Source organism: Flavobacterium kingsejongi (assembly GCF_003076475.1).
In the GTDB taxonomy this organism is placed as follows: Bacteria; Bacteroidota; Bacteroidia; order Flavobacteriales; family Flavobacteriaceae; genus Flavobacterium; species Flavobacterium kingsejongi.
This window is the reverse complement of record NZ_CP020919.1, coordinates 145,606-169,301: the sequence shown is the minus strand read 5'-3', so window position 1 is coordinate 169,301 and position 23,696 is coordinate 145,606. Positions and strand designations below refer to the sequence as shown.

17 protein-coding genes are annotated in these 23,696 nt (G+C 38.5%); 9 read left to right on the top strand and 8 right to left on the bottom strand.

Annotation, left to right across the window (positions count from 1 at the left end; all coding sequences use genetic code 11):
- Positions 1 to 9: 9 nt before the first annotated feature.
- Together FK004_RS00735 and FK004_RS00730 are read right to left on the bottom strand one after the other, a co-directional pair.
- The gene (locus tag FK004_RS00735; protein ID WP_108735521.1) at positions 10 to 5,394 is read right to left on the bottom strand and encodes an N-6 DNA methylase; all 5,385 of its coding nucleotides are present in this window, start codon (positions 5,392 to 5,394) and stop codon (positions 10 to 12) included.
- Positions 5,381 to 5,815, bottom strand: a complete 435-nt coding sequence (locus FK004_RS00730; protein ID WP_108735520.1) for a DUF1896 domain-containing protein — start codon at positions 5,813 to 5,815, stop codon at positions 5,381 to 5,383. Before FK004_RS00730 ends, FK004_RS00735 begins: the two co-directional genes overlap by 14 nt.
- A gap of 171 nt (positions 5,816 to 5,986) precedes the next feature.
- Here FK004_RS00730 and FK004_RS00725 point away from each other — a divergent pair, with 171 nt between their 5' ends.
- Together FK004_RS00725 and FK004_RS00720 are read left to right on the top strand one after the other, a co-directional pair.
- Positions 5,987 to 6,571 carry a Crp/Fnr family transcriptional regulator gene (locus FK004_RS00725; RefSeq protein WP_108738702.1) on the top strand — a complete coding sequence of 195 codons (585 nt, stop codon included), beginning with the start codon at positions 5,987 to 5,989 and terminating at the stop codon, positions 6,569 to 6,571.
- Between the two features lie 64 nt (positions 6,572 to 6,635).
- Positions 6,636 to 7,262 (top strand): FMN-dependent NADH-azoreductase, encoded by a 627-nt coding sequence (locus tag FK004_RS00720; protein WP_108735519.1) that lies wholly within the window; start codon positions 6,636 to 6,638, stop codon positions 7,260 to 7,262.
- Positions 7,263 to 7,386: 124 nt separating this feature from the next.
- Here FK004_RS00720 and FK004_RS00715 read toward each other — a convergent pair whose 3' ends face one another.
- The 6 genes from FK004_RS00715 to FK004_RS00690 form a co-directional block, all read right to left on the bottom strand.
- Positions 7,387 to 8,268, bottom strand: coding sequence for an ORF6N domain-containing protein (locus FK004_RS00715; RefSeq protein ID WP_108735518.1), 882 nt, complete (start codon positions 8,266 to 8,268; stop codon positions 7,387 to 7,389).
- Positions 8,268 to 10,355 carry a type IA DNA topoisomerase gene (locus FK004_RS00710; RefSeq protein ID WP_108735517.1) on the bottom strand — a complete coding sequence of 696 codons (2,088 nt, stop codon included), beginning with the start codon at positions 10,353 to 10,355 and terminating at the stop codon, positions 8,268 to 8,270. The genes FK004_RS00715 and FK004_RS00710 overlap by 1 nt, the downstream gene beginning before the upstream one ends.
- 6 nt (positions 10,356 to 10,361) lie before the next feature.
- Positions 10,362 to 11,819, bottom strand: a complete 1,458-nt coding sequence (locus FK004_RS00705) for a DUF3945 domain-containing protein (RefSeq protein ID WP_108735516.1) — start codon at positions 11,817 to 11,819, stop codon at positions 10,362 to 10,364.
- A gap of 100 nt (positions 11,820 to 11,919) precedes the next feature.
- Positions 11,920 to 12,213 (bottom strand): helix-turn-helix domain-containing protein, encoded by a 294-nt coding sequence (locus FK004_RS00700; protein WP_108735515.1) that lies wholly within the window; start codon positions 12,211 to 12,213, stop codon positions 11,920 to 11,922.
- Positions 12,214 to 12,239: 26 nt separating this feature from the next.
- Positions 12,240 to 12,593: a helix-turn-helix domain-containing protein gene (locus tag FK004_RS00695; RefSeq protein WP_108735514.1), complete on the bottom strand. Its 354-nt coding sequence runs from the start codon at positions 12,591 to 12,593 to the stop codon at positions 12,240 to 12,242.
- Between the two features lie 254 nt (positions 12,594 to 12,847).
- A complete protein-coding gene (locus FK004_RS00690; RefSeq protein ID WP_108735513.1) occupies positions 12,848 to 13,693 on the bottom strand; it encodes an RteC domain-containing protein in 846 nt (281 codons plus the stop codon).
- A gap of 426 nt (positions 13,694 to 14,119) precedes the next feature.
- Here FK004_RS00690 and FK004_RS00685 point away from each other — a divergent pair, with 426 nt between their 5' ends.
- From FK004_RS00685 to FK004_RS00655, 7 genes are all read left to right on the top strand, one after another.
- Positions 14,120 to 14,518 (top strand): hypothetical protein, encoded by a 399-nt coding sequence (locus FK004_RS00685; RefSeq protein WP_108735512.1) that lies wholly within the window; start codon positions 14,120 to 14,122, stop codon positions 14,516 to 14,518.
- Between the two features lie 292 nt (positions 14,519 to 14,810).
- Positions 14,811 to 17,309: a YbcC family protein gene (locus FK004_RS00680; RefSeq protein WP_108735511.1), complete on the top strand. Its 2,499-nt coding sequence runs from the start codon at positions 14,811 to 14,813 to the stop codon at positions 17,307 to 17,309.
- A gap of 4 nt (positions 17,310 to 17,313) precedes the next feature.
- Positions 17,314 to 19,179, top strand: coding sequence for a proton-conducting transporter transmembrane domain-containing protein (locus tag FK004_RS00675; protein WP_108735510.1), 1,866 nt, complete (start codon positions 17,314 to 17,316; stop codon positions 19,177 to 19,179).
- A 37-nt stretch (positions 19,180 to 19,216) separates the two neighbouring features.
- Positions 19,217 to 20,815, top strand: coding sequence for a SulP family inorganic anion transporter (locus tag FK004_RS00670; RefSeq protein WP_108738701.1), 1,599 nt, complete (start codon positions 19,217 to 19,219; stop codon positions 20,813 to 20,815).
- A gap of 28 nt (positions 20,816 to 20,843) precedes the next feature.
- Positions 20,844 to 21,410, top strand: coding sequence for a hypothetical protein (locus FK004_RS00665; RefSeq protein WP_157955992.1), 567 nt, complete (start codon positions 20,844 to 20,846; stop codon positions 21,408 to 21,410).
- Between the two features lie 51 nt (positions 21,411 to 21,461).
- The gene (locus FK004_RS00660) at positions 21,462 to 22,187 is read left to right on the top strand and encodes a hypothetical protein (RefSeq protein WP_108735508.1); all 726 of its coding nucleotides are present in this window, start codon (positions 21,462 to 21,464) and stop codon (positions 22,185 to 22,187) included.
- Between the two features lie 272 nt (positions 22,188 to 22,459).
- Positions 22,460 to 23,689, top strand: coding sequence for a dicarboxylate/amino acid:cation symporter (locus tag FK004_RS00655; protein ID WP_108735507.1), 1,230 nt, complete (start codon positions 22,460 to 22,462; stop codon positions 23,687 to 23,689).
- Positions 23,690 to 23,696 lie beyond the last annotated feature (7 nt).

Sequence of the window (23,696 nt, the reverse complement as noted above, 5' to 3'; positions counted from 1 at the left end):
CAAAAGACCTCATGGCAGATGAATACCTTTTCTCCGATCAATACTCTCGGAAACCTCTGGAGTTTCTTTCTTTTTATCAATTTGTTCCTTAGATTCTTCTTTATATTCTGGTGTAATAGATAGCTGTATTTTTCTATCAATAGAAGCCAATTCTGTTTTCAGTTTGCTCAATCTACTTTCCTTTGTCCACGTACCTTTAACTATTTCCTGAAGTATCGGTAAATCTTTTTTCAGTTCTATAATTTTCTTTTGTTCCTGCTCGATATATCCGGGGAGTTTTTCAAGTGCATTTAGAAAATTCATATTTGCCAATTTCGCATCGCTGGCAATTATTCCGTTATTGTAGGTATACTTGATATTCCCTTCTCCCTGCACTAAAAAACGATTTATTCTTATATCCACACCCTCTTTTTCAGACATTTCGGTTTTAACCAAGAGCGTAAATCCATATAAAGCACCTATTTCTTCATACTGTCCACCAGTACGGGCTTTGTCTGCAATTTGGTTGAGTTTTGCACCAATCTGTTTCATATCCGCATTGAGCGATAAACCATCCAATAAAACAGGGTTTGCAATATTATTATCCGAATTTTTCTGTATGCGTTGTTGCAGGTTATTCCAATCGAGGCTCATTCGTTCCAAACGAGATTGTGCGCTTTCTAACATAGCGGTAACATCTTGCAACTTATATTTAGAACTGACTTTCGAACGGTTAAAAGCCTGTTTTTCACTTTCCAGTCCTGCAACTTGTTTTTCAATTTTCGCTTTATCCAACAGGTCGGTATTGCCCGAAAGGATAGCCACATATTCAGAAAAATTCATTCCCGATTTTTCATCCATACTTCCTTCATCAATGGTGCGTTTACCAAGATTATTGGTTTTAAGTTGGTCTATAAAAAGTTGCTTGTTGTACAAGAGATTGAACTTATAACTGTCTAGTGATTTTTCTGTAGCATAAATAATTACATCAACTTTATTATCACCAAAATGTTTTGCAATTTCATTGCCTTTGCGTATTGCTCTCCCATCCCTTTGGGTAAGGTCGCTTGGTCGCCACGGCGTATCTAAATGATGAACAGCAACGGCTTTTTTCTGTGCATTCACACCAGTCCCAAGCATACTTGTAGAACCGAAAATCACACGGATTTTACCCTCATTCATATCCTTGATAAGTCCTTTACGCTGGTTATCGTTTTTGGCTTCCTGTATAAAACGGATTTCGTATGCCGGAATACCGTGGTCTTCCACCAATTTGCGTTTTATTTCTGAATACACATTCCATTCGCCAGGTTTGTAGGTTCCCAAATCAGAAAAAACAAATTGCGTTCCTTTCTGTGAGTTGAATTTATGGTAATATTTTGCAATGTTTGTCGCACAATGCGAAGCCTTGTTATCGGGATGGTCTTCATAAATTGAATTAACCATTCGCATATCCAACGACATCTTTCTGGCATAATCTGTAGCGATAAGCATTTTTGCTTTTTCTTCCCTTTGCGATAAAGGTGCTCTTCCTAACAAAGTCGCATTGCCCGATTTTGCAAAATCCATCAGGTTTTGGATAAATTTTGTTTGGTCGGGCGTTGGTGGGATATTGTATAAAATTTCGTTCTTTTCAGGGCGGTCAATCCCAATATCTTTTGCTGTTCTGTAATCTGTAATTTCTGAATAAAATTGTGCCAGTTCCGGCACTTTAATAAAGTAGCGGAAACGTTCTTTTGCCACGATATTATTGGCAACCGAAAATTCATAGTCCGTAGTTTTCCTTGCATAAATAGCCGACCAAGCATCGAAACAATTAATTCCTTGTTTTTCCAACGCTCTTGGTCGCAGGTATTTGAACAAAAGGTACAATTCCGTCAAAGAATTACTAATGGTTGTGCCAGAAAGGAAAGTCGCACCCATATCCGCTTGTATCTTGTCTTGAATAGTTCGGATGGCAAAAAGCAGGTTCATTGCTTTTTGGCTTCCATCCACATTTCCCAATCCTGCAACACGAGTATGACGTGTGTTAAACATTAGATTTTTGAACTGATGGCTTTCATCTACAAACAGATGATCGATGCCCATCATTTTAAAGTCCACAATATCATCCTTTCGGTTATCAATATCGTGTTGCAGGGTTTTCAGTTTTACTTCAAGATTTTCTTTCCTTTTGATGGCACCTGCAAGCATCCCTCGGGTAACTTCATTACCTTCAGATTTCAAGGCATCGAGATTTCGCTCTACACTGTCCAATTCAATTTGGAGGATTTCTTTTTGCATTTCGGGCGATTGCGGTATCATACCGAACTGGTCGTGTGTAAGGATTACGCAATCCCAATCGTTGTTTTTAATATCCCCGAAAATGCGAAGTCGTTTTTTCGGTGTAAAATCTTCTTTGCCAGGATAAAGGATTTTTGCGTGTGGATAGGCGGTTCGATAAGCTTCGGCAATTTCGTGAACATTACTTTTTAGCCCGATAATCATCGGTTTGTGTGCCAATCCCAAACGCTTCATTTCTTGCGAAGCGGTACACATTACCAATGTTTTTCCAGCACCAACTTCGTGGTCGCAGATAGCACCATTGTTCAGCTTTATCATCCAAACGGTATCTTTTTGGCTCGAATACAAGTCTTCAATACCTAAAGATTTTCTATCCAAACCCGGAAATTCCTGATGGCTTCCGTCATAATTCGGTCGTACAAAACAGTTGAATGTGTTATTGTATTGGTTAGTCAGTCTATTTTTAAATTCATCGTTTTGAGCGTGAAGCCAATCGGAAAACGCAGTACGAATTTCATCAATTTTTGTATTCGCCATTTGTATGGCTTCCATATCTCTGACTTTAACTTCTTGGTCGCCAACCGTAATTTTTTTGGTAATATCTGGCGTGGTATTTACGAGTGCGTGTTTGAGCAAAGCAATCCCATCAAAGGTTCTACTCTCTGATTTAACTGCATATTTATCCCATATAAGCACATTCTTTTGGTTACATTTTACCGAAAAATCATCCGAAGTTTCAGAATAATGGATCTTTACGTCCGTATCGAACATATGCGAAGCAAAACGGGCATAAATCCCTGTGGGTATCCAGCGTTCGCCGAGATTGAAGTCCAGTTCTTCAAACTCAATACGTCTTGGTTTGGCTTCTTCCAAAACCGTAAGACTTGCTTTGGCTTGTGCATCATCGGGATTACTTTCGAGGTAGGTTTTGACCTCAGCGGATTTCTCAATTACGTTTCCAGCAATCCATCGTTCGGCTATATCATATTCCTTTTGTAAAGGATTATAGAAAATACGACCGTGTAGGGCTTCTTTCAAAGCATCAGTGGGCAGATTGCTGATTTCGGATATATAGTCCAAATCCACTTTACCGTATTTGTTCAGTGATGATGCTAAAGCTTCATCGGGATTGTCTGTTGCTAAAGTGGTAGTTGAAAAACTGACTGGACGACTGAAAATATCCGCTTTATGCACCACACCGCCAACCACACGTTCCAAATAGGGAATTTCCTTGCCTGCACTGTCTGTCTTAATCAGTTTGATGTTTTCGGCACTATTCAGGTTGCCATAACTTTTTACAAAAACATTGTACAAAGTATTCAGCGTTTCTCTTTCGGCTTTGTGTTCATTTTGCTTTTCGGCTTCCTTTTGATACAAATCGTGATAGCTATCTCTTACTGAAATGTAGGCTTCAGCTCTTGCTTTTTGTAAGGAAGGTAATTGCAAAGGATGGACCATAGCAGTAGCATTGTTTTTATCAACGTCTTGCAAATGTCCCACCCAACCATTATCTACAACAAGACAATCATTTCGATGGAAGAATTGTAATTCTTTGCCGTAAAATGCAGGTTCTGGAATGGTGTTGACAACGGTTTGCTTTTCAGCTTGACCATTTCCGTTTATGCCCGAAAACAGGTCGCCAATAATTTCCTGTGCTTTACCGAAAGTTGAGGTGTTTCCATTGGTATTTACCTTGGAAATTGGAGATGTATAAGGTGGCTGTATCGTCGAACTGAACAGGTCAGCTTGACGAACAATATTGGCTCTTCTCTTCGTGGAAGTTTGCCTTTGAGTTTGAGTGCCTTTTTTTGGTGGAGCAATAACCGCTATCTGCTCGTCCACATTTTCAAATAAGTCGAAAATGCTTAATTGTTTTAATTCCTTTGGATTTTCCCGAATGGTTACAGGTGTTGGTTTAATCGTTATAGGTTCTACAATGGGAGTTATAACGGTTGGTGTAATTGAAATTTGTATGTTCGGCTCGCCGTTGTACAAACTCAAATTCAGATGCTTTCCAAAATCTTCTGATAGCATTTGTTTAAGGTCTCTTGCAATCCCATCAACACCATCTTTATGCGTATAAATTAATGCAGGTTTTCCATAAGGATCGGTGTCTAATTTTCTGTCGGTATGCACAATTCTTGTGCTATCCTGATAAAAAGCATTACTCGGGGTATTAAATTCTGTTGTCTTGCTTTGGCAAAACATTTCTTCCAATTCGGTCAAACTTTGTTTTGCCGTATTTTTTTGCAGGATTATCAGGTCGCTTCCAACTTCTGTACCTGCAAATTCTGTAAACAAATTATTTGGCAAACGAATGGCTGATACCAGATAGTTATCTTTCATCAATGCCCTGCGTATCGGCTCATTTTTCGGACTATTGAAAATACCTTGTGAGGTAATAAAGGCCAACAAGCCACCGTCACGGAGCATATCCGTTCCTTTTAGAAAAAAATAATTGTGGATGCTTCGGGATGCCTGTATTTTTGCTTCCTCTTTACTTCGGGAATAGGAAAGGTCGAATATGGAAGTGTCGCCAAAAGGGATATTACTTGCAATTACGTCATAGGTATTTTGTTCCTTTTCGGGAATTTCTTCAAATCCAGTTATACGAATATTGCTTTGAGGATAAAGCTGTTTCAAAATTTTGCCTGTCAGCAAATCTTTTTCATAAGCAGTTACATTGGGTTGCTGGTTTTGGGAAAATGATTGTATGAAAGAACCAATACCTGCGGAGGGTTCAAGGAATTTTCGAATGTTGAGACCGCTATCACGCAATGCGGATGACATGGCATCTATAACCTGTGGCGGTGTATAGAATGCAGTCAGCACCGAACTTTTCATACTGTCCACATACCTGCGGTAGTGCTTTTCGTCTTCCGAATTTTCTTTTAATAGTTGATGGAGTTCCTGTGTGAGTGCAAAGAGGTCGTGTTCGGTTTTTCGCCAATTATTAATATCTATTTCATTTCCTATAGGATTCAACACGAATTTAAGACCACCAAATCCGCTGTATTGCATCATTAGTAGTCTTTCGCCTACGGTTGCTTGCCGTTTCTCCATTTCCAGTTTAAAAGCAATTCGTAAGGAATCAATATTTTGTTGGAGATGTTGCTTTTTACTGAAGCCCATTCTCCTCAATCCAGATTGCGATGGTTCCGGTTATTTCTGTGTAGAGTTGGTCAAACTCGTAACCGTAAGCGAAGTCATCAGTTAGTTCATAATTGGAGAAAACAGATTCGCAAACACGGAACATTTTCAGGGCAAATGGTCGCAATTCTTCATCAGCCATTATGGTATCAAACTCATTGCAAACCACCTGAAAAATGGTATCGAATTTGGAAAAATATAAACCTTCAAAAAGGATATAATTGGCTATCTCGTTACATTTTTCAATGTCATTTCCAGATTGAAAAGCACCTTCATACGCATTGCTTGCCCAAGAGGAACGCTGATTTATAAATTTTTGGTCATTTGCTTTTTCTGGAAAGCTGGTGTTTAATAATTCATGCAGTCGTAATCTGAAATACGAGAGGTCTTTTTGTGTATCCATAATTAATTTTGTTTAGCATTTTGCTTGAAATCTAAAATTATAGCAGGAAACTAGAGTTTTTAAAGAAGTGGCAGGGTTTGGCTTTTAGAGGTGGGATTTGGCTCAAAGAAGAAATCGGAACGGATTAATTTGTATTTTTGTATGGTATATAAAATTTTCACAGACAGTCTTATGAACCAAACAACGTTAATAAAAAACATCTCTAAATACATTAAATTAAGCCACGAAGAACTTTCTAATTTTGAAAATTTTTGGACAGAAAAAACCCTGGAAAAAGGCGATTTTCTATTAAGAGATGGAGATGTTTGTAAGTGTGATAACTACGTAGTTTCAGGAGTATTAAAAGCATTTTACATTAATTCTGAAAATGGAAATGAAGAAATTCTATACTTTGCTATTGACGATTGGTGGGCTTCTGATTTAAACAGTTTTTCCAAACAGGAACCTTCTATTTATAATATTCAAACCGTAGAAAAAACTACTGTTTTACAGATAAATTATCATTCTTTTCAGAAATTATTGTTTGAAATTCCATCTTTGGAGAGATATTTTCGAATAATATTAGAAAGTTATCTCGGAGCTTTGCAAAAAAGAATTATTTACAGCAATGTTTATGATGCTGAATACAGATATTTCGATTTCTTAAAAACGTATCCGGATATTGCTCCCAAAATACCTCAATATTTAATTGCATCCTATTTAGGCGTTTCTGCTGAATTTGTAAGTAGAATTCGTAAAAAGAATAAAACATCTTGAACTAGATCAATTTTTCTTTCTCAAATAATCAAGAATTTTGCCTCATCAAATTTTAAAGAAGCAAATGAAAAAAGTATTGATTATTAACGCAAGCGTTAGAAACGAACGGTCTTACAGTAGAAAACTATCACAACTTTTTGTAGAAAACAGAAAGTCAAAACATCCAAAAGATATCTTTAGTTATCGAGAAGTTGGTACGGAAATAATACCGCCAATCGATGAACTTTGGATTGCGGGTGCATTTATAAAAACTGCGGATAGAACCGAAGGAAACCAAAAAGCATTGAAGCTGAGTGATGAATTGATAAAAGAATTGAAGGAAAATGACATTTATGTTCTTGCTACACCGATGTATAATTGGTCAATTCCGAGTGGTTTGAAAGCTTACATAGACCAAATTATGCGGATAAATGAAACCTGGAAATTCAGATCTGGAGTTCCAGATGGTAATTATGTTGGTTTGTTAGAAAACAAAAAAATGTTTATCCTTTCGAGCAGGGGAGACACAGGATACGGTGAAAATGAAAAAAATGAATATATGAATTTTCAAACAACCTATTTGAAATTTATTTTTGGTAATATAGGCGTAAACGACATCATTATTTTTTCGTTAGACAATGAAGAATTTGGAGGTGAAATTTTTGAGAATTCTAAAAGAGACGTTTTTGAAGCTATAAATTCGATAGAATAACGGAACAAATATTTTGAAGGAGGTATTGATTGAACGGGCAAAAAAATAGGAACGAACTGATAACAAAGTGTAACCCACAATCCAAAAAAAAAACTAAATAAACCCTCTTAAATTTTCAGAGGATTTATTGTTTCTTCAAAACCTGCAACATCTTCCCAACCTCAATATCCATTCTCGAAAAGGCAAACCATTTTTTACCCAAATCTTTTAGTGATGCTCCGATATGATAAAGCTCCGTATTATCAATAATCAAAAAACGGTCGTGGGCATCAGCAAAAATCTCTATTTCGATACTGGGATATTGACCGTTATACCTTTGCAAATCTAGCCTTAACTGGTTGCTGATATTCTTGGTGTAGATGATTGCGGTTACATTATCACTGCGTTTTCCAAGTAAGGTCAAAACGCTATCATCCACATAATTATCAAGCAGAATAATAGATCTTTTGGCATTTCGGATAATATCTGAAACAAAAGCGTAGGCATCGAAAACTTGTCCATCATAAAAAACACCTTTTTCACTTTGCAGTTTGTCGCTTTCCAAAGCTTTAAAAATTTCTTCAAATTTTTGATCGGATTGTAATTGTTTGATTTCAATCTTATCCAAACGATGAAATAGCGAAGCATTGCTGATAAGCATCCTGCGCATTTCTACAAAAGCGTTCATTATTTCAATACTGACTTTTATGGCAATTTCCGAACGAAGTACAGCAGAAAGCATTGCAATGCCTTGCTCAGTAAAGACATAGGTCAAATAACGTCTTCCACCGTAATTTAAACTTGAGGTTCCAAATTGGAACCTCAAGTTTTCAACTTCCTCTTCGGTCAGTTGAAAGCAAAAAGAAACAGGAAATCTTTCAGCATTTCTTTTTACGGCTTTGTTGAGGTTTTTTGTTTCCACCTGATAAATACTTGCCAAGTCACTATCTAGCATAATCTGTTGACTTCTTATGGTATAAATCTGATTTTCAATTTCCTGCCGACTAATGATAGCTTTATTTTCCATTACTTTTTATAATTCTTGTTTTTCTCAAATTCAAAGGAACTTTCGGCTTTAACGTTCAGTACGATATAAGCATCGAATTTCTTTCCAGCTTTGCTTTTCATTCCCTTAATCAGTGTTGTTTTTCCTTTATTCACAAGGCTTTCAATATCAGAAATACTGATTTGTACGCCACAAACATTGCGGAACTGTACCCAATTACAATTTTCATCCGGACATTTTACAATCTTATCTCTGATAATCAATTGTTGGTTTTTACATTTCGGGCAAACAAGTTGAGGCAGGTTTTCGTTGGCAATGATAGTTTGCAACAATTCATCCGTAATAGATTTTGCATACGTTTCCATTTCACTTTGAAATGCTTCAACATCAGCTTCGTCGTTTTCAATTTTCTGCAATGCCAATTCCCATTCGGCTGTCATTGCCACATCAGCAATTTTTTGGTCTTTTACCAATTCATAAACCTGCAATCCTTTTTCGGTTGGGACGAGAGATTTCTTTTCCCTTTGGATATAATTTCGGGTAAATAGCGTTTCAATTATTGATGCCCGTGTTGCAGGTGTGCCAATACCAATATTTTGCAGAGCTTTACGTTCTTCCTCATTTTCTATCCCTTTCCCTGCAGTTTCCATAGCCATTAAAAGCCCGGCTTCGGTATATATTACAGGCGGTTTAGTTTGTTTTTCCAAAACGGAGGCTTCTTTTATTTTAAGTTCATCGCCCTTTTTTAATTCAGGCAAATCTTGTAAAGATTCGGTGTCATCGTCTGCAAAATTTCCTTTGATATAGCGCCAACCAGGTTCAATAATCTTACAGCCTTTTGCAGTAAAATCATAATGTACAGTATCTAAAGCAACGTCGGTTATCTCTTTGGTGCAAACTTGAGAAATCGCTTCCAGCAGTCGAAAAGCAATCATATCATACACTGCATTTTCTTTTGCATTTAATGCCGATGGAATTTTTTCTGTAATCAATAAAGCGTGGTGGTCGGTAACTCGCAAATCATTCACGATGCGTTTATTAAAACGTCCCCATTTTATTTTAGTTAATGCTTGTTTGCAGTTTTCCCTGTCTTGCAAAGCTCTTACAAGATTTGGAATTTCAGCCCACATATCTTCTGGAATATATTTGCTTCCCGTACGAGGATAAGTGATGAATTTCTTTTCGTAAAGGCTTTGGGCAATGTTCAGCGTTTCTTCAGCAGAAAGGTTCAGCTTTTTGTTAGCTTCTTTTTGCAAGCCTGTCAAGTCAAAAAGCAAAGGCGGTTGTTCGGTTACATTTTTAATTTCTATGGCTGTAACCGTTGCACTATTTCCGTTTCTTTCGATGGTTCGTAAGGTGTCGTCTGCCAGCTTTTTGTCATCCCATTTGGTTGTGGAAAGAATTTTAAACGCAATCATTTCCTTGTTGTGCAACAATTGTATCTGATAATATTTTTTTATCGAGAAGTTTTTGTTGTCAAAATAACGCTTGCAAATCAAAGCCAAAGTAGGCGTTTGCACTCTTCCGAGCGAATAAATACCATTTCCAGCCATAATGCTCAATGCTTGTGTAGCATTAATCCCAACAAGCCAATCGGCACGGCTTCTGCCTTGTGCAGATTGATACAATCCGTCAAATTCTTTTCCGTTTTTCAAATTATCAAAGCCTTGTTTAATTGCTTTTTCAGTAAGTGAACTTATCCATAATCTTTCAAAAGGCTTATTGCATTTAAGGTATTCATAAATGTAACGAAAGATGAGTTCTCCCTCACGACCTGCATCTGTAGCCACGATAATACTATCACACCGATTAAACACCTGCTCTATTATTTTCAGTTGCTTTACTGCACCCGTATCAGCTACATAATTTTTGTCCTTTTTTACTTTGCGTACAGTCAATAAAAAAGGGTTGGGAAGTATCGGAAGCGAAGCTTTCTGAAAACCTGATATTCCATAATCTTCGGGCATTCCTAATCCAATTAGGTGTCCGAATGCCCACGTAACACAATAGCCGTTGCCTGTTAGGTAGCCATCCTTTTTTTCGGAAGCACCCAACAAACTGGCTATTTCTCTTGCTACGCTTGGTTTTTCTGCGATTATTGCTTTCATAATTTACTACATTTTTCTGCTTTTAGATTTAGCAGGTGCTTGTGGTTTTTCCTGTTGCTCTTGCTGTTTTTTATCTTTTGGTGTTTGTTGCTTCGGTTTTAAAGGCTCTTTGATATTCTTGGTAGCTTCATTGGTCTTACCATCCGAATTAACCGCAGTTTGCGTTTTGTGCGCTTCGGTTGGTTTCGCTTGTTCTTTAAGCTTATCGGGATTTTGGAAAGAGAAGACTGTTTTGTTGGTTTCCTTATTCAACGTGATATAACCTTGGTACGGCTTGCCTTGCTTGTCTGTCAAGCCACTGATATAAACCGTTTGACCAGCTTTAAACTTATCGTATTGTTCATTATCCAATTCCTTACCTCTAAAAATTCTCGGAACTTCCTGCGAATTATTTTGCTGATTATTTTGTCCGTTACTTTGCGTTTGCTGATTGGTATTACCTCTATCGAACAGAAATTCAACATAGCGTTTATCTGCATTGAACTGTACCGTAGCTTCAAACTCAGTTCCTTTTTTGGAAATCATTCCCTCTAAATACAGGGGTTTGCCTTCCATTAAAGTTTGCTTTTGCTCATCATTCAGTTTTACGCCCTTTATTTCATCGGGTATTTTTATGTATTCTGTTTTCAGTGCAATCAATTCATTGGTTAACCTATCCACACTGATAATTGACGGAATGGGTTCGTCTGTTTTAGGGTTTTTCAAATCAACCACACGTCCCATATTTCCTGAATCGAGTAAGTTTTTCTTGTCTTCATCAGTAAACTTATGCCCGAAGAATTCAAAATTTAGGTTCGGCTCTTTGCGAATACCGTGAATGGCGACTACTACCTTACCTTCATCATTATGTTGCAAAGAAAGACGGGCATCCATTCGGGTAACGGCAGTGCCGAGATTTAGGCTTACGGGTACAAGCTCATTGGTTTTAAAACCTTTCAATAAAGGTTCCAATAGGTTCATTTTTTCAAGACGCTCTTTGCCTAATCCGAGATTGTTCATTGTTTCCCAATCAATCTGTTCCGGTTTGTAACGGTATTCGTTATTTTCCGGTGCTTTTTGTGTTGTTTCCATATTATTTTTATTTTCTTGTTTAAATTCAGGCTCAACTTTTACCTCATCTTTTTTCATTTGTTTTTCGCCTTCTGGAGTAGGATGATCTACCTGTTTTTGAAGTTCTTTTGCTTTCTTTAAGGCTTTATTGGCTGGTATTTTGAAGAATGTAAATTTGGTAGGGTCTTTCAGTTGTCTGTAAAAATTTGAGAAGAAATTAGAAATCAAATCACCCTGTTTGTCCACCCTCATAAATTCGCTTTGGTTCTTTTTTATTGGGTCGACGGTTTCCATTTTTCCGTTTTTATCAATGCTTTTTACAGCTTGGATTTTCATTTTTTCTTTATCCAGCACCAACAATATGTCCGATAATTGTTCGGGCTCTTCTTGCTTATTTGTAGTTTCTTCGCTCATAATCTGAAAATTTTAAGATTTCAATGCCGAAAATAACAGAAGCGTTTACGGCATTTCACTAAGTGGCATTCAAAGGCTATATTTGGCACTTACTGGCATTTTATTTAGGTGTCGGAGGATTAAAACTCTCTCTTATAAATTGATGAACATCCGACAGTTTGTAATACAATTTTCCGCTGATGGTATAATAAGGTAGTTTTCCGTTAGAGCGGTAACGTTGCAATGAACGGTTGCTGATCTTGAGCATTTGGAGTAAATCCTGGTTGTCGAGTAATTCCTCGCCATCAATATTATTTCGCTTCTTTTGAAAGTTTTCGATATTGTCACCAAGCATATCAAGCCTGTCCATTAGGCGTTCCATCCACGCCACAAATTCCATTCTGTCAATATTCATCGGAATATAATTTTAAGTGTTCGTACCTATTTTTTATCTGTCTTTAGTTTTCTGCCTTTTTCGATATAGCTTTTACCTCTTGCCATAAGTTCGCGTACATATTCGTCACTGCTCTGTACTGCATTGGCATTGAGCATATCCTTAATGGCACCAATAGTGTAGAAATATTGTCCATAGATTTTTGAATAAGGAATCTCTCCTTTAGTACGCATCCGCCATAAGGTTTTCTCGCTTATGTGTAGGTATTGGCATACGTCGTGGTTGTTGAGCCAAAGGTCATCATAATTGGTCACTTCTAATCTTTTCAGATAGTCAGCGATAGCAGTGATACGATTGTTTAGCTGGTTCCACGCTTCTTCTTCGATGGTTATTATTTTCATTGCATAACTTTTAAAGTTTACTATGCAAAGTTGAAAAGAGTGGCAAAGTTTGTCTGCCAAGCCTTGCCAATTGGTTTAGTGTTTTTTTTTAAATTTTTACATAAAGGCAAAACCCATATCTGATAAGGGTCTTAAGGCAGTTTGAATATTTGGCAATGGTGGTTTATTGCTAATGTTTGCCAATTGGTTGATATGGGCAAAAAAAAAGCAGTACACGATGATGTACTACTTTGAAACGAATAACTCAATTAAACTTAAAGGTCTTTGTCCATATATTCTTCAATTGATAATTTGAGCTGGTCTAAAAATAAGGTTCTGGAACCAGTTCGGGTTTTCATTCTGTGGAAAGAGTGATGCAGGTCTCCGAGCGGAATACGGAAAAGTATCTGAAACATAAGGCTGATTTTACGGATGCCAATTTTTCCGTGAGAAATAACACCCGAAGCATAAAGAGCATATATCAATTCGATTAAGGCATTTTTGCTGTCTGTCCAAAATATATCTTTGGAACTTTCCGGCTTTTGCAATATCACATCGGGACTTTCATCGGGATTAATTTTTGTTATCAGATAAGTGTAGAGCAATTCATTGCAGATAATCCTCGCAGTTTTATAGTCGAAGAAAGTCGAGAATTCCGGGTCTATTTCAAATACTATGCTATTAAGACCATCGTGGTAGTTAATGTTTCCACGTTTGAAGTATGTATCATCACGATCTGTCCGTCCTGAGCGGTAATACCTGTAAAAATCTGATTTACAGATATGTTCGGTATATTCCCGTTTCAGATTTGCCAATTGGCGAGAGAAATAACTGTAATACATCTTACCGTTACTAACAGGGCAAGTGGTTTCAATGCGATATATCTTATTGTAATAAATCAGCTTACCAAGTATTTGTGGTTTAATAGAGCGAAAGAAATGGATTTCTTCCTCATCGTTTTTAAATCCTTCCTCAGTAAGGTATTTCTTAACTGAAAATAAGAGGTCTTGAAGATACAGGGTCATTTCGTAAGCCTCATCAATCAACCTTTTGCTTTGTGATAAAATCTTATCTTCTTTATTGTGTATCTCTAAAAGGATGTTGTCTAAAGAATATTTCATAGCTAATAAATTTTGTGATGCTTGCCAAATTTAAAAATTTGGTTTACGCCTAATTAATTTACAAAATTTCAAAGATTTAATGATAATAATTCCACAGTTGCACCCCACTGGGGAGAAATTTTTTCTAATGATGAAGGTAAACCAAACATCAAAATTCCTAAAAACTATAATAGTTAGATCGTGAAAAGGAGTTTTAAATCACACAGATTTATTATATTTGCTACTGATTTACAAGGAAATTGAGTAAAAATGAATGCAATGAGCACCATTACTAAATCGTTACCGACAACGATTTCCAACAGTGTAAGCCCCTCTATTTAAGCTACTTTTTGATACATGAATCTTTTTACTAAAAAAAAAGTCGATAAAAAAATAATATGTCAAAAAAACGTATAGATTTGCACGACTAAGACTCCATTCAAAAAAATGAAACTAATTAGACAAATCGTTAGCAATAATAAAGGCATTTTTGCTTTTTCGTTGATATTTGTTTTTATTTATGCCGGAATTTTTAGAAATGCAATTATTGGTTCTGCTTCTGCCAATACGTATAGCATCCAATATATCCAAAAACAAAATTCACCAAAATTCTTATCGACAAAAATCACATCACCGGGGAAACTTTCCTTAGTAGATGAAATGAATAAAACCGATAAAGATTTAGGCGATCTGGAATTTGATGCGGTTAATTTTTCCGACAGTACCGGAGTGAATTTGTTTTTTAAACTTTCAAAATTTACCTCTCATCAGTTAGAGGCATTACATTCACAACTTACACTTCCGCTTTACGATCTTTTTTGTAAATGGAAATTCCATCTTCTGTAACTAATAATCCCTGTATTTCACAGCATTTAGCCTGTGATGATAAGATTATTAATCCTTCTGATTTTCGTTAGTTAGTTATTTTTTGGGTCTTATTTCCCAATGCATTTTCAGTGTTCGTTTTTTATACGCCAAAGAAGCCTGATGTTGTAGCTGTGTATGGAATATGATAGCCACTGCTGTTGTCCTTTTATGGGCAACAGGTACTTTTTATTACCCGGAAAGTGCGAGGTGTTGCGTTGGATAAGACTCAGGAATAATTTGAATCTCAGGCTTCAATAGAGAAGAACCCCCAATGAAAACAAATCCTGTTTCTTTTGATGAGCATGAAGTTCTTCACGAAATAAAACATTTCCTGCCTGCGCAGGCTCCTTTAAAAGATTTTGTACATCATAATACGTTACATGCTTTCCAAAACATGAAGTTTTATGATGCGATCCGAAAAGCATCCAAGATATTTGGTTATAAAGTATTCCTTTCCCTGGCGGAATACCGCGATTTTTATGCTTCCGGAAAGATCAAAAAAGAACTGTTGGAGCGCACGATTATAGAGCGAAAAGGCGAAAGTGCTTTGTCGGAATGGACCCAAAAGGCATTGCATGGAAACTATAATTCTTCCATCTTGCCCCGTATTGGGATGCTTCGGGATAGCTGGAGAAAACACTACCATATCGACCTCGATCTGGATGTCCATCCGATACTATTCCGTATCCTTTGCAGCTATTTAGATCAGGGCATTTCAATATGGAGTTTTCCTATTGAAAATAAGGGATTCCTTTCTTCCATGCGGGAAATGGAACGCAATACTTACAGCAGTTTCTTTAAAAGCAAAAGAGCCAAAAAACTATTGCTAAAAGGGGAAAATGACATCGCTGAGCTATTGAAAATTGTAGTGGGCGACGAGGCGCTTTATAAACAATATATTTATGACCAGCAGTTTGTGCACCAGGGTTGGTCGGGAATGGTTTCTGCAGTAGAGGACAATCCCGGGACATTGCTGGAACGTCGGAATATTACCCTAAAAGAGCTGATCATTTTTGAGCTCTTGCTGGAAATCGATGCTTTGGATCAGCGCTTTGGTGAAAACTGGGCACCGCTGGCAACCAATTTAAAAAACCGTCCGTCCAATCTTTTTGCAGCCATCCCAAGAACAGAGCAGAATGAAATCATGATGATCTGGCAGGATGCCTATGAATGGACATTTTATGACCAGGTTTTAGCCGGTGTGGAGGGCATAGGGAAAGTAGAAAATACCAAAACCGAAAAGAGTTTTCAGGCAATGTTTTGTATCGACGACCGGGAATGTTCCATCCGGCGTTATGTAGAAAATACAGATCCTAAAAGTGAAACTTTTGGTACTGCGGGTTTCTTTGGCGTAGAGTTTTATTACCAGCCGGAACACGGAAAATCATATACGAAAGTATGCCCGGCTCCGGTGATGCCTAAATTTTTAATCAAAGAAATAGGCAGTAGTGCCAGGCAGGAGAAAAACGTGCACTTCGCAAATCATACCCATACCCCGGTTGCAGGGTATGCGATGACACAAACTGTCGGCTTTTGGTCGGGACTGCGCCTGGCGATGAATATATTCAAGCCCCGAATGAGCTCGAAAACAGCTTCTTCTTTTCGCCACATGGACCCACATTCCAGACTGACCATCGAAAATACCAATCCCAATGCAATTGAAAATGGGCTCCAGATAGGATTTACAGTGGAGGAGATGGCTGTCAGGGTAGAAAACCTGCTTCGAAGTATAGGCCTTGTTACTGCTTTTGCCCCTATCGTTTATATTGTAGGGCATGGAGCGACCAGTGTTAATAATACACATTATGCGGGATATGATTGCGGTGCCTGCTCTGGAAGGCCCGGATCGGTTAACGCCAGGGTGCTGGCTTTTATGGCCAATCATCCTGAAGTACGTTCGATATTGACGGCTAATGGGCTCCAAATTCCGGAAAGCACCCAATTTTTTGGGGCTTTGCACGATACCACACGGGATGATATTACCTTTTACGATGAAGAATTGCTCACCGAAGCTAATGCGGAAGCACATAAAAATAATAAAATCACATTTGACACCGCTTTGGACCTGAATGCGAAAGAGCGTTCCCGAAGATTTGAATCGATAGATACCACTTTATCGGCAGCCAAAATACATGATAAAGTTAAAACGAGATCAGTGTCCTTATTTGAACCACGTCCTGAACTCAATCACGCGACAACAACCCTGTGTTTCGTAGGACGGAGAAACCTGACCAAAGGCTTGTACCTGGACCGTAGGGCTTTTTTGAATTCCTATGATTATAAAGTTGATCCCGATGGTAAATACCTGGTTGGGATATTGGCAGCTGTGGCAGGAGTCTGTGGCGGTATTAATCTTGAATATTTTTTCTCCAGGGTCGATAACCAGAAGCTGGGTGCTGGTACCAAACTGGCACATAATGTTATGGGGCTTTTTGGCGTTGCCAATGGAATTGATGGGGATTTAAGGCCTGGACTTCCGAGCCAGATGATCGAAGTACACGATCCGATTCGCCTGATGGGCATTGTGGAACATTTTCCTGACGTCGTACTGGAAGCTGTAAAAAAGAATCCGGCAACTTTTGAATGGTTTGAAAATGAATGGGTACGCCTTGCGGTAATCAATCCTGAAACACAGGAAATCATGGTTATGAAAGACAGCGTATTTGTTCCTTATAAACCGATAACAGCCATACATACGCTATCGGATGTGACACCTTTATTGGAAAAAACTTTGGGAAATATTGATGTGCACTTACTAAAACAAGATTAAAGGAATGGATTTTATACTTCAGATTTTTATATTAATTCCGTTAATCGGATTTCTTATCAGTTTATTTATTCCGGCAAAAAAGGAAACCATCATTTCCTGGACTGCTTTTTTTACGGTAGGGCTCCACATGGCGACATTCCTGGTTTTTTTGGTGTACTGGTTATGGAATGGGCATCCGGTGCTCAACCTGAAAGAAATTCCTATCATCAAGACATCCGGTTATGAGTTCTTTATCGATTTTTATTTCGATAAAATTACAGCTGTTTATCTTTTTGTCGGTTCCTTCCTGACCTTTTTGGTGACCATTTACAGCCGGTATTATTTGCATCGGGAATCTGGGTATAAACGTTTTTTCAATACCATATTGTTTTTCTATTTCGGCTATAACATTGCGGTGTTTTCCGGGAACTTTGAAACGCTATTCATGGGTTGGGAGGTTTTGGGAATTTCCTCTTTTCTGTTGATCGCCTTTTACAGGGATCGGTATTTACCGGTGAAGAATGCCCTAAAGGTATTTTCGGTCTACCGGATCGGGGATATCGGAATGATATTGGCGATGTGGGCCAGCCATCACTTGTGGCATGAAAACATTACGTTCCTGAAATTGAACAATTATGAACTGGTTCATGAGCATTTGTCCGGGCATAGTGCAATTGGTATTTTTATTTCAGTAATGATTTTAGTTGCAGCAGCAGCAAAATCGGCACAACTTCCCTTTTCCTCCTGGTTGCCGAGAGCAATGGAAGGGCCAACACCGTCCAGTGCGATTTTTTATGGATCCCTATCGGTTCATTTGGGTGCCTTCCTGTTGTTGAGGACCTTTCCATTTTGGGAGCACCAGACATCAGTACGGATACTGATCGGGGCTTTGGGGCTTGCCACGAGTACTATTGCCTCCCTGATTGCAAGAGTCCAATCTTCGGTAAAAAGCCAGATTGCCTATTCTTCAATAGCCCAGATTGGTATTATTTTTATCGAAATCGCATTAGGGCTGGAAGATCTGGCATTGGTTCATTTTGCCGGAAATGCTTTCCTCAGGACCTACCAGCTTTTGGTATCGCCATCCGTGGTGAGTTATAAAATCAGGGAGCAGTTGTATAATTTTAGTCCAAAACAACATACGATTGAAGATACTTTTCCGAAAAAGATTGAATATTCCATCTACCTGCTGAGTCTGAAAGAATGGAATCTGGAATTGTTTATGGATCATCTTGTTCGCAGGCCTTCTAAAAGTATCGGTAAAAAACTGAGCTTCCTTACCGTGAAAAGATTGTATATCTTATTCATTCCGACGTATTTGATTGGTTTGTTTTTGCTTTTTTTGGTAAAAGCAAATCCTACCATAAGCCAATACCTGCCAGGCTTTTTCTCCATACTGGGTTTTATTCTGGTTCTGAAGTCATTCTCGGAACGCAAGAGCCCGCTTTTGGCATGGCTGCTCATTATTACCAATCATTTCTGGGTCGCGCTGGCAATTTCATTCAACGAGCATTTTTCGCTTTTAGAAGGCCTATTTTACCTTAGTGGGGTCTTGGTTGCGGGCGTTGTGGGGATTTATTGTCTGGAGAAACTGCGCAAGTTTGAAAAAAACATCAGCCTGAACCGTTTCTATGGCATGTCCTATGAGCATCCAAAACTGGCATTATTGTTTTTACTGGCCTGCCTTGGTTTAATGGGGTTTCCGATCACTACAACATTTATAGGGGAAGACCTGATTTTTAGCCATATTCATCACGATCAGTTTGTACTGGCCTATTTTACCGCTTCGAGCTTTATTTTTTCCGGGCTTTCTGTGGTACGGATGTATGCGAGGCTCTTTTTAGGACCGCATCAGAAATCGTATCATGAGATTCCGTATAAGTCAGCATAATACATTGAAATTAAAACAAAAAAACAAAAAGTATAAAATGGATTTAAAAAACAAATTGCAGCTCCCAAAAGACGGAATAGCTGGATTAAAGGAGAATTTTTCTGCCGATGCAACCTCGGGGTTCATCGTTTTTTTACTGGCATTGCCATTAAGCCTTGGCATCGCAAAAGCATCGGATTTTCCACCATTAATGGGACTTGTTTCTGCAATTATCGGAGGTATTATCGTGAGTTTGTTAATGGGATCCCGCTTGACAATTAAGGGGCCGGCTGCAGGATTAATTGTTATTGTTGCAGGTGCAGTGGCCGATTTTGGTGGTGGTGAATTAGGATGGCACCTGGCTTTGGGAGCGATGGTAGTGGCAGGATTAGTACAAATATTGTTCGGTGTATTCAAACTGGGAAAACTGGTCGACTTTTTTCCACTTTCTGCGATTCACGGAATGTTAGCTGCTATCGGTTTGATTATTATCGCAAAACAGATTCCGGTATTGCTGGATGTGGACCCGACCATGACAAAAGGCTTAGGCCCCATCGCATTATTGGGACATATTCCAACATTTATTGCGGATCTTGATCCAAGAGCCGCAGCCATCGGGGTAGTGAGTCTTGCGGTAATGCTGGGGTGGCCATATATTAAAAATCCGTATATCAAAAAAGTACCGGCTGCTCTTGTCGTATTGTTGATTTCGGTTCCTGCTGAATTGATCATGCATTTCCAGACTACAGAACCTGCTTATGCTTTGGTACATATTGGTAACCTGATGGAAAACATCAAGGTAAATGTTAGTTTCGATGGCGTAGCACAAACAGGCATATTCGTTAAATATGTGGTGATGTTTGCCTTAGTAGGTACGCTGGAGTCGCTATTGACTGTAAAAGCAATTGATTTATTGGATCCCTACAAAAGAAAGTCTAATACCAATAAAGACCTGGTGGCGGTAGGGATCGGAAATACTATTTCGGCTATTTTAGGAGGATTACCAATGATTTCTGAAGTTGCCCGTAGTTCTTCGAATGTGAATAATGGTGCTAAAACACGTTGGGCTAACTTTTTTCATGGGGTGTTCATTCTTGTTTTTGTTTTGTTGGCATCGCATTTAATTGAGCTGATTCCAAATGCCGCTTTGGCAGCTATGCTTATTTCGGTAGGAATCAAATTGGCGCATCCAAAAGAATTTGTACATACCTTTAAAATCGGAAAAGAGCAATTGGCGATTTTTGTAGTCACTATTTTCTTTACCATGTACGAAGATTTATTGGTAGGAATTGCGGCAGGGATCGTATTAAAAATGATTATCCATGTAATTAACGGCACTCCGATCAGTTCTTTCTTCAAAGCACCGACCGTAGTGTCATTTGAAGGAGACCAATATTTGGTAGAAATAAATAAAGCAGCGATCTTTACGAACTTTTTAGGGATCAAAAGAAAATTAGAAGAAATTCCTACAGGATTCAACATTGTGATTGATTTAAAAAACACCAAATTAGTAGACCATTCCGTGATGGAAAGCTTGCATCATTTTCAGCATGAATATGAGGGGACTGATGGAGGAACCGTGAAAATCATTGGACTGGAAAATCATAAACCCACCTCAGGACACGAATTTGCTGCCCGTAAATTGCAGTCAAACTAAATACAGTATAGAAAAAGACGATAAAAAAATGAAAGTATTCAAATCTCTAATAGCCTCAATGGCGTTATGCGCTCTCCTTGTGTCTCAAAATGTAGTAGCGCAACAGCAGGCTACAGAACCTGTTGCCCCAAAGCAGCAGTTTTGGAAAGATCGTAAGGTCTATCTTAATGAAGATGGTTCCAACTACCTCAAATTTACCATGATGACACAGGTGTGGTTAAGGGATCAGCAATACAATCCGGGCACGACCATTTACGACACGCCTAAAAATAGCGGCGCTGATATTGGAATCAGAAGATTCAGGGTACAAATGTATGGGCAGCTGACCGATCGTGTTTTTATTTACAGTCAGATTGGGGAGAATAATTTCAATAACATTTCCGATCGTAAACAGGGATTCTTTATTCATGATGCGGTAGGGGAATATGCTATTGATACAAAAATGTTGTCTGTAGGTGCCGGATTATCCGGATGGACCGGGTTATCCCGTTTTTCCGCTTCTGCTGTAGGATCGCTTATGGGGATTGATGGGCCATTATTCCTAGAGTCTACCAATGATGTTTCAGATCAGTTTGTCCGTAAGTTATCAGTATAGGCCAAAGGTAAAATAGGAAAATTTGATTACCGGGTTGCATTTGCTCAACCTATGGCGATTCAAAAAGGATCCAATTATATCGCGGCTATTGGCGAACGCTCTACTTTTTCTCCGAAACCACCAAATGTACAATACAACGGTTATTTTCAGTACCAGTTTAAAGATCAGGAATCCAATCTTATCCCGTATGCAACAGGAGCCTACCTTGGGAAGAAAAATGTACTGAACATTGGTGCCGGAATCATTTACCAACAAGATGCCATGTGGCATAAAAATGTTGCAAATGATACTATACAGACGAATATGCTGCATTTGGCCGCCGATGTATACTATGATGCCCCGATAGGATCAAAAGGGCAGGCTATCAGTTTCTACGGAAATTTCACGCACTACGATTTTGGAACAAATTACATCCGTAACAACGCTCCGATGAATCCTGCAAACGGAACCAAAGATCCCACCATCCTGAATGGTAGCGGAAACGGTTATCCGGCTTTCGGAACCGGAAATGTGCTGTATGCGCAATTGGGGTATAAATTCAGAGACAACTTAATCGGGAAAACAACATTGATGCCCTATGTCGCAATTCAGCACGCCCACTATGAGCGCCTGAATCAGGATATGAATTTTTATGATGTGGGAGTAAACTGGCTATTGGCCGGACAAACTTCAAAATTTACGGTCTCTTACCAAAACCGTCCTATATATAATACAACAGGTGATTTAACCGATCACAAAGGTGCTATTATTGCACAATATCAGGTCTCTTTTAATTAATTTTTTGTTTTTGGTTAGGCTATTTTTTAATTAAATGTAGAATCCGGAGTTTAGGCTCCGGATTTTTTTTTGTAAAGAAGAATTTCTAAAAGTAAGGGCGTTTTTAGAAATCAGTATGATGTAATTCGACGGAGTAGCGTTAGGGGTTAAAAATAGGAATACCGTAATACTGTGAAAATGAAGTTAAAAAACAATAAAAACGTATATTTCTAAAAATTAGCTTCCAATTCACCGAAATTATAGCTACTTTCACCACCCTTAAAAACAACTAAATGAAGAGCAACAATAAACTTTTTATTGCGATAATAATTGGGTTGGTATTAGGAGTGATATTTGGAGGCTTGGTGCACTATTACCTACCGGAAAGTATCCCTACTTTTTCAAAAAATATCAAGCTTTTAGGTACTATTTTTATTCGATTAATACAAATGATAATTGCCCCATTGGTGTTTTCAACACTGGTGGTAGGAATAGCAAAAATGGGCGACCTGAAAATGGTTGGTCGTGTAGGAGGTAAGGCGATGGCGTGGTTCATTTCCGCTTCTATGATGTCGCTTCTTATCGGGATGGTTCTTGTCAATATCCTCGGCCCCGGCAGAGATACCAAGATCACACTTGGAGATACATCCGCTGCAAATGATTTATTACAAAAGACGCAGGAATTTTCGCTTGCTGATTTTGTGAACCATGTGGTGCCTAAAAGTATCTTTGAAGCCATGGCGACCAATGAAATATTACAGATTGTAATATTTTCGATTATGTTTGGTATTGCGTTGTCCTCTTTGGAAGCCATTTCGAAACCCATTATCAAAACACTGGATACAGTATCTCATGTGGTACTGAAAATGGTTGGTTATATTATGTGGGTAGCACCTTTGGGTGTATTTGGTGCAATTGCTGCTTCCGTTGCCGACCACGGTTTTGAAATATTTACATTGTATGCAAAATACCTGATTGATTTTTCGATAGGCATTTTAGTGCTTTGGGCCGTTCTTTTACTGGTCGGTTATATGATCTTGGGAAATCGTTTGTGGGTATTGCTGAAAAGGATCCAGAGTCCTTTATTAATTGCATTTTCGACGACCAGTAGTGAAGCCGTATTCCCAAAACTTACCGAAGAACTGGAACGTTTTGGGTGTGACAGTAAAATCGTTTCGTTCACACTGCCATTAGGCTATTCTTTCAATCTGGATGGTAGTATGATGTACATGACTTTTGCGAGTCTTTTTATCGCCCAGGTCTACGGTATCGATATGCCGCTTGAGAAACAATTACTGATGTTAATCGTCCTGATGCTAACCAGTAAAGGCGTTGCGGGTGTGCCGCGTGCCTCTTTGATTGTCGTTGTGGCTACCTGTGCGATGTTTGGCATCCCTCCTGAAGGGATTGCCCTGATATTGCCAATTGACCATTTTTGCGATATGGCGCGTAGTATGACGAATGTGTTGGGGAATGCTTTGGCGACCAGTGCCGTGAGTAAATGGGAAAACAAATTAGAATAATAAATAT

What these genes read in the sequence shown, in the direction of transcription:
- FK004_RS00675 (WP_108735510.1), top strand. Translation starts at nt 17,314, where the DNA reads ATGGATTTTATACTTCAGATTTTTATATTAATTCCGTTAATCGGATTT.
- FK004_RS00700 (WP_108735515.1), bottom strand. Translation starts at nt 12,213, where the DNA reads ATGAATATTGACAGAATGGAATTTGTGGCGTGGATGGAACGCCTAATG.
- FK004_RS00735 (WP_108735521.1), bottom strand. Translation starts at nt 5,394, where the DNA reads ATGGGCTTCAGTAAAAAGCAACATCTCCAACAAAATATTGATTCCTTA.
- FK004_RS00670 (WP_108738701.1), top strand. Translation starts at nt 19,217, where the DNA reads ATGGATTTAAAAAACAAATTGCAGCTCCCAAAAGACGGAATAGCTGGA.
- FK004_RS00725 (WP_108738702.1), top strand. Translation starts at nt 5,987, where the DNA reads ATGAACCAAACAACGTTAATAAAAAACATCTCTAAATACATTAAATTA.
- FK004_RS00660 (WP_108735508.1), top strand. Translation starts at nt 21,462, where the DNA reads ATGGCGATTCAAAAAGGATCCAATTATATCGCGGCTATTGGCGAACGC.
- FK004_RS00695 (WP_108735514.1), bottom strand. Translation starts at nt 12,593, where the DNA reads ATGAAAATAATAACCATCGAAGAAGAAGCGTGGAACCAGCTAAACAAT.
- FK004_RS00680 (WP_108735511.1), top strand. Translation starts at nt 14,811, where the DNA reads ATGAAAACAAATCCTGTTTCTTTTGATGAGCATGAAGTTCTTCACGAA.
- FK004_RS00685 (WP_108735512.1), top strand. Translation starts at nt 14,120, where the DNA reads ATGAAACTAATTAGACAAATCGTTAGCAATAATAAAGGCATTTTTGCT.
- FK004_RS00720 (WP_108735519.1), top strand. Translation starts at nt 6,636, where the DNA reads ATGAAAAAAGTATTGATTATTAACGCAAGCGTTAGAAACGAACGGTCT.
- FK004_RS00690 (WP_108735513.1), bottom strand. Translation starts at nt 13,693, where the DNA reads ATGAAATATTCTTTAGACAACATCCTTTTAGAGATACACAATAAAGAA.
- FK004_RS00665 (WP_157955992.1), top strand. Translation starts at nt 20,844, where the DNA reads ATGAAAGTATTCAAATCTCTAATAGCCTCAATGGCGTTATGCGCTCTC.
- FK004_RS00730 (WP_108735520.1), bottom strand. Translation starts at nt 5,815, where the DNA reads ATGGATACACAAAAAGACCTCTCGTATTTCAGATTACGACTGCATGAA.
- FK004_RS00655 (WP_108735507.1), top strand. Translation starts at nt 22,460, where the DNA reads ATGAAGAGCAACAATAAACTTTTTATTGCGATAATAATTGGGTTGGTA.
- FK004_RS00705 (WP_108735516.1), bottom strand. Translation starts at nt 11,819, where the DNA reads ATGAGCGAAGAAACTACAAATAAGCAAGAAGAGCCCGAACAATTATCG.
- FK004_RS00715 (WP_108735518.1), bottom strand. Translation starts at nt 8,268, where the DNA reads ATGGAAAATAAAGCTATCATTAGTCGGCAGGAAATTGAAAATCAGATT.
- FK004_RS00710 (WP_108735517.1), bottom strand. Translation starts at nt 10,355, where the DNA reads ATGAAAGCAATAATCGCAGAAAAACCAAGCGTAGCAAGAGAAATAGCC.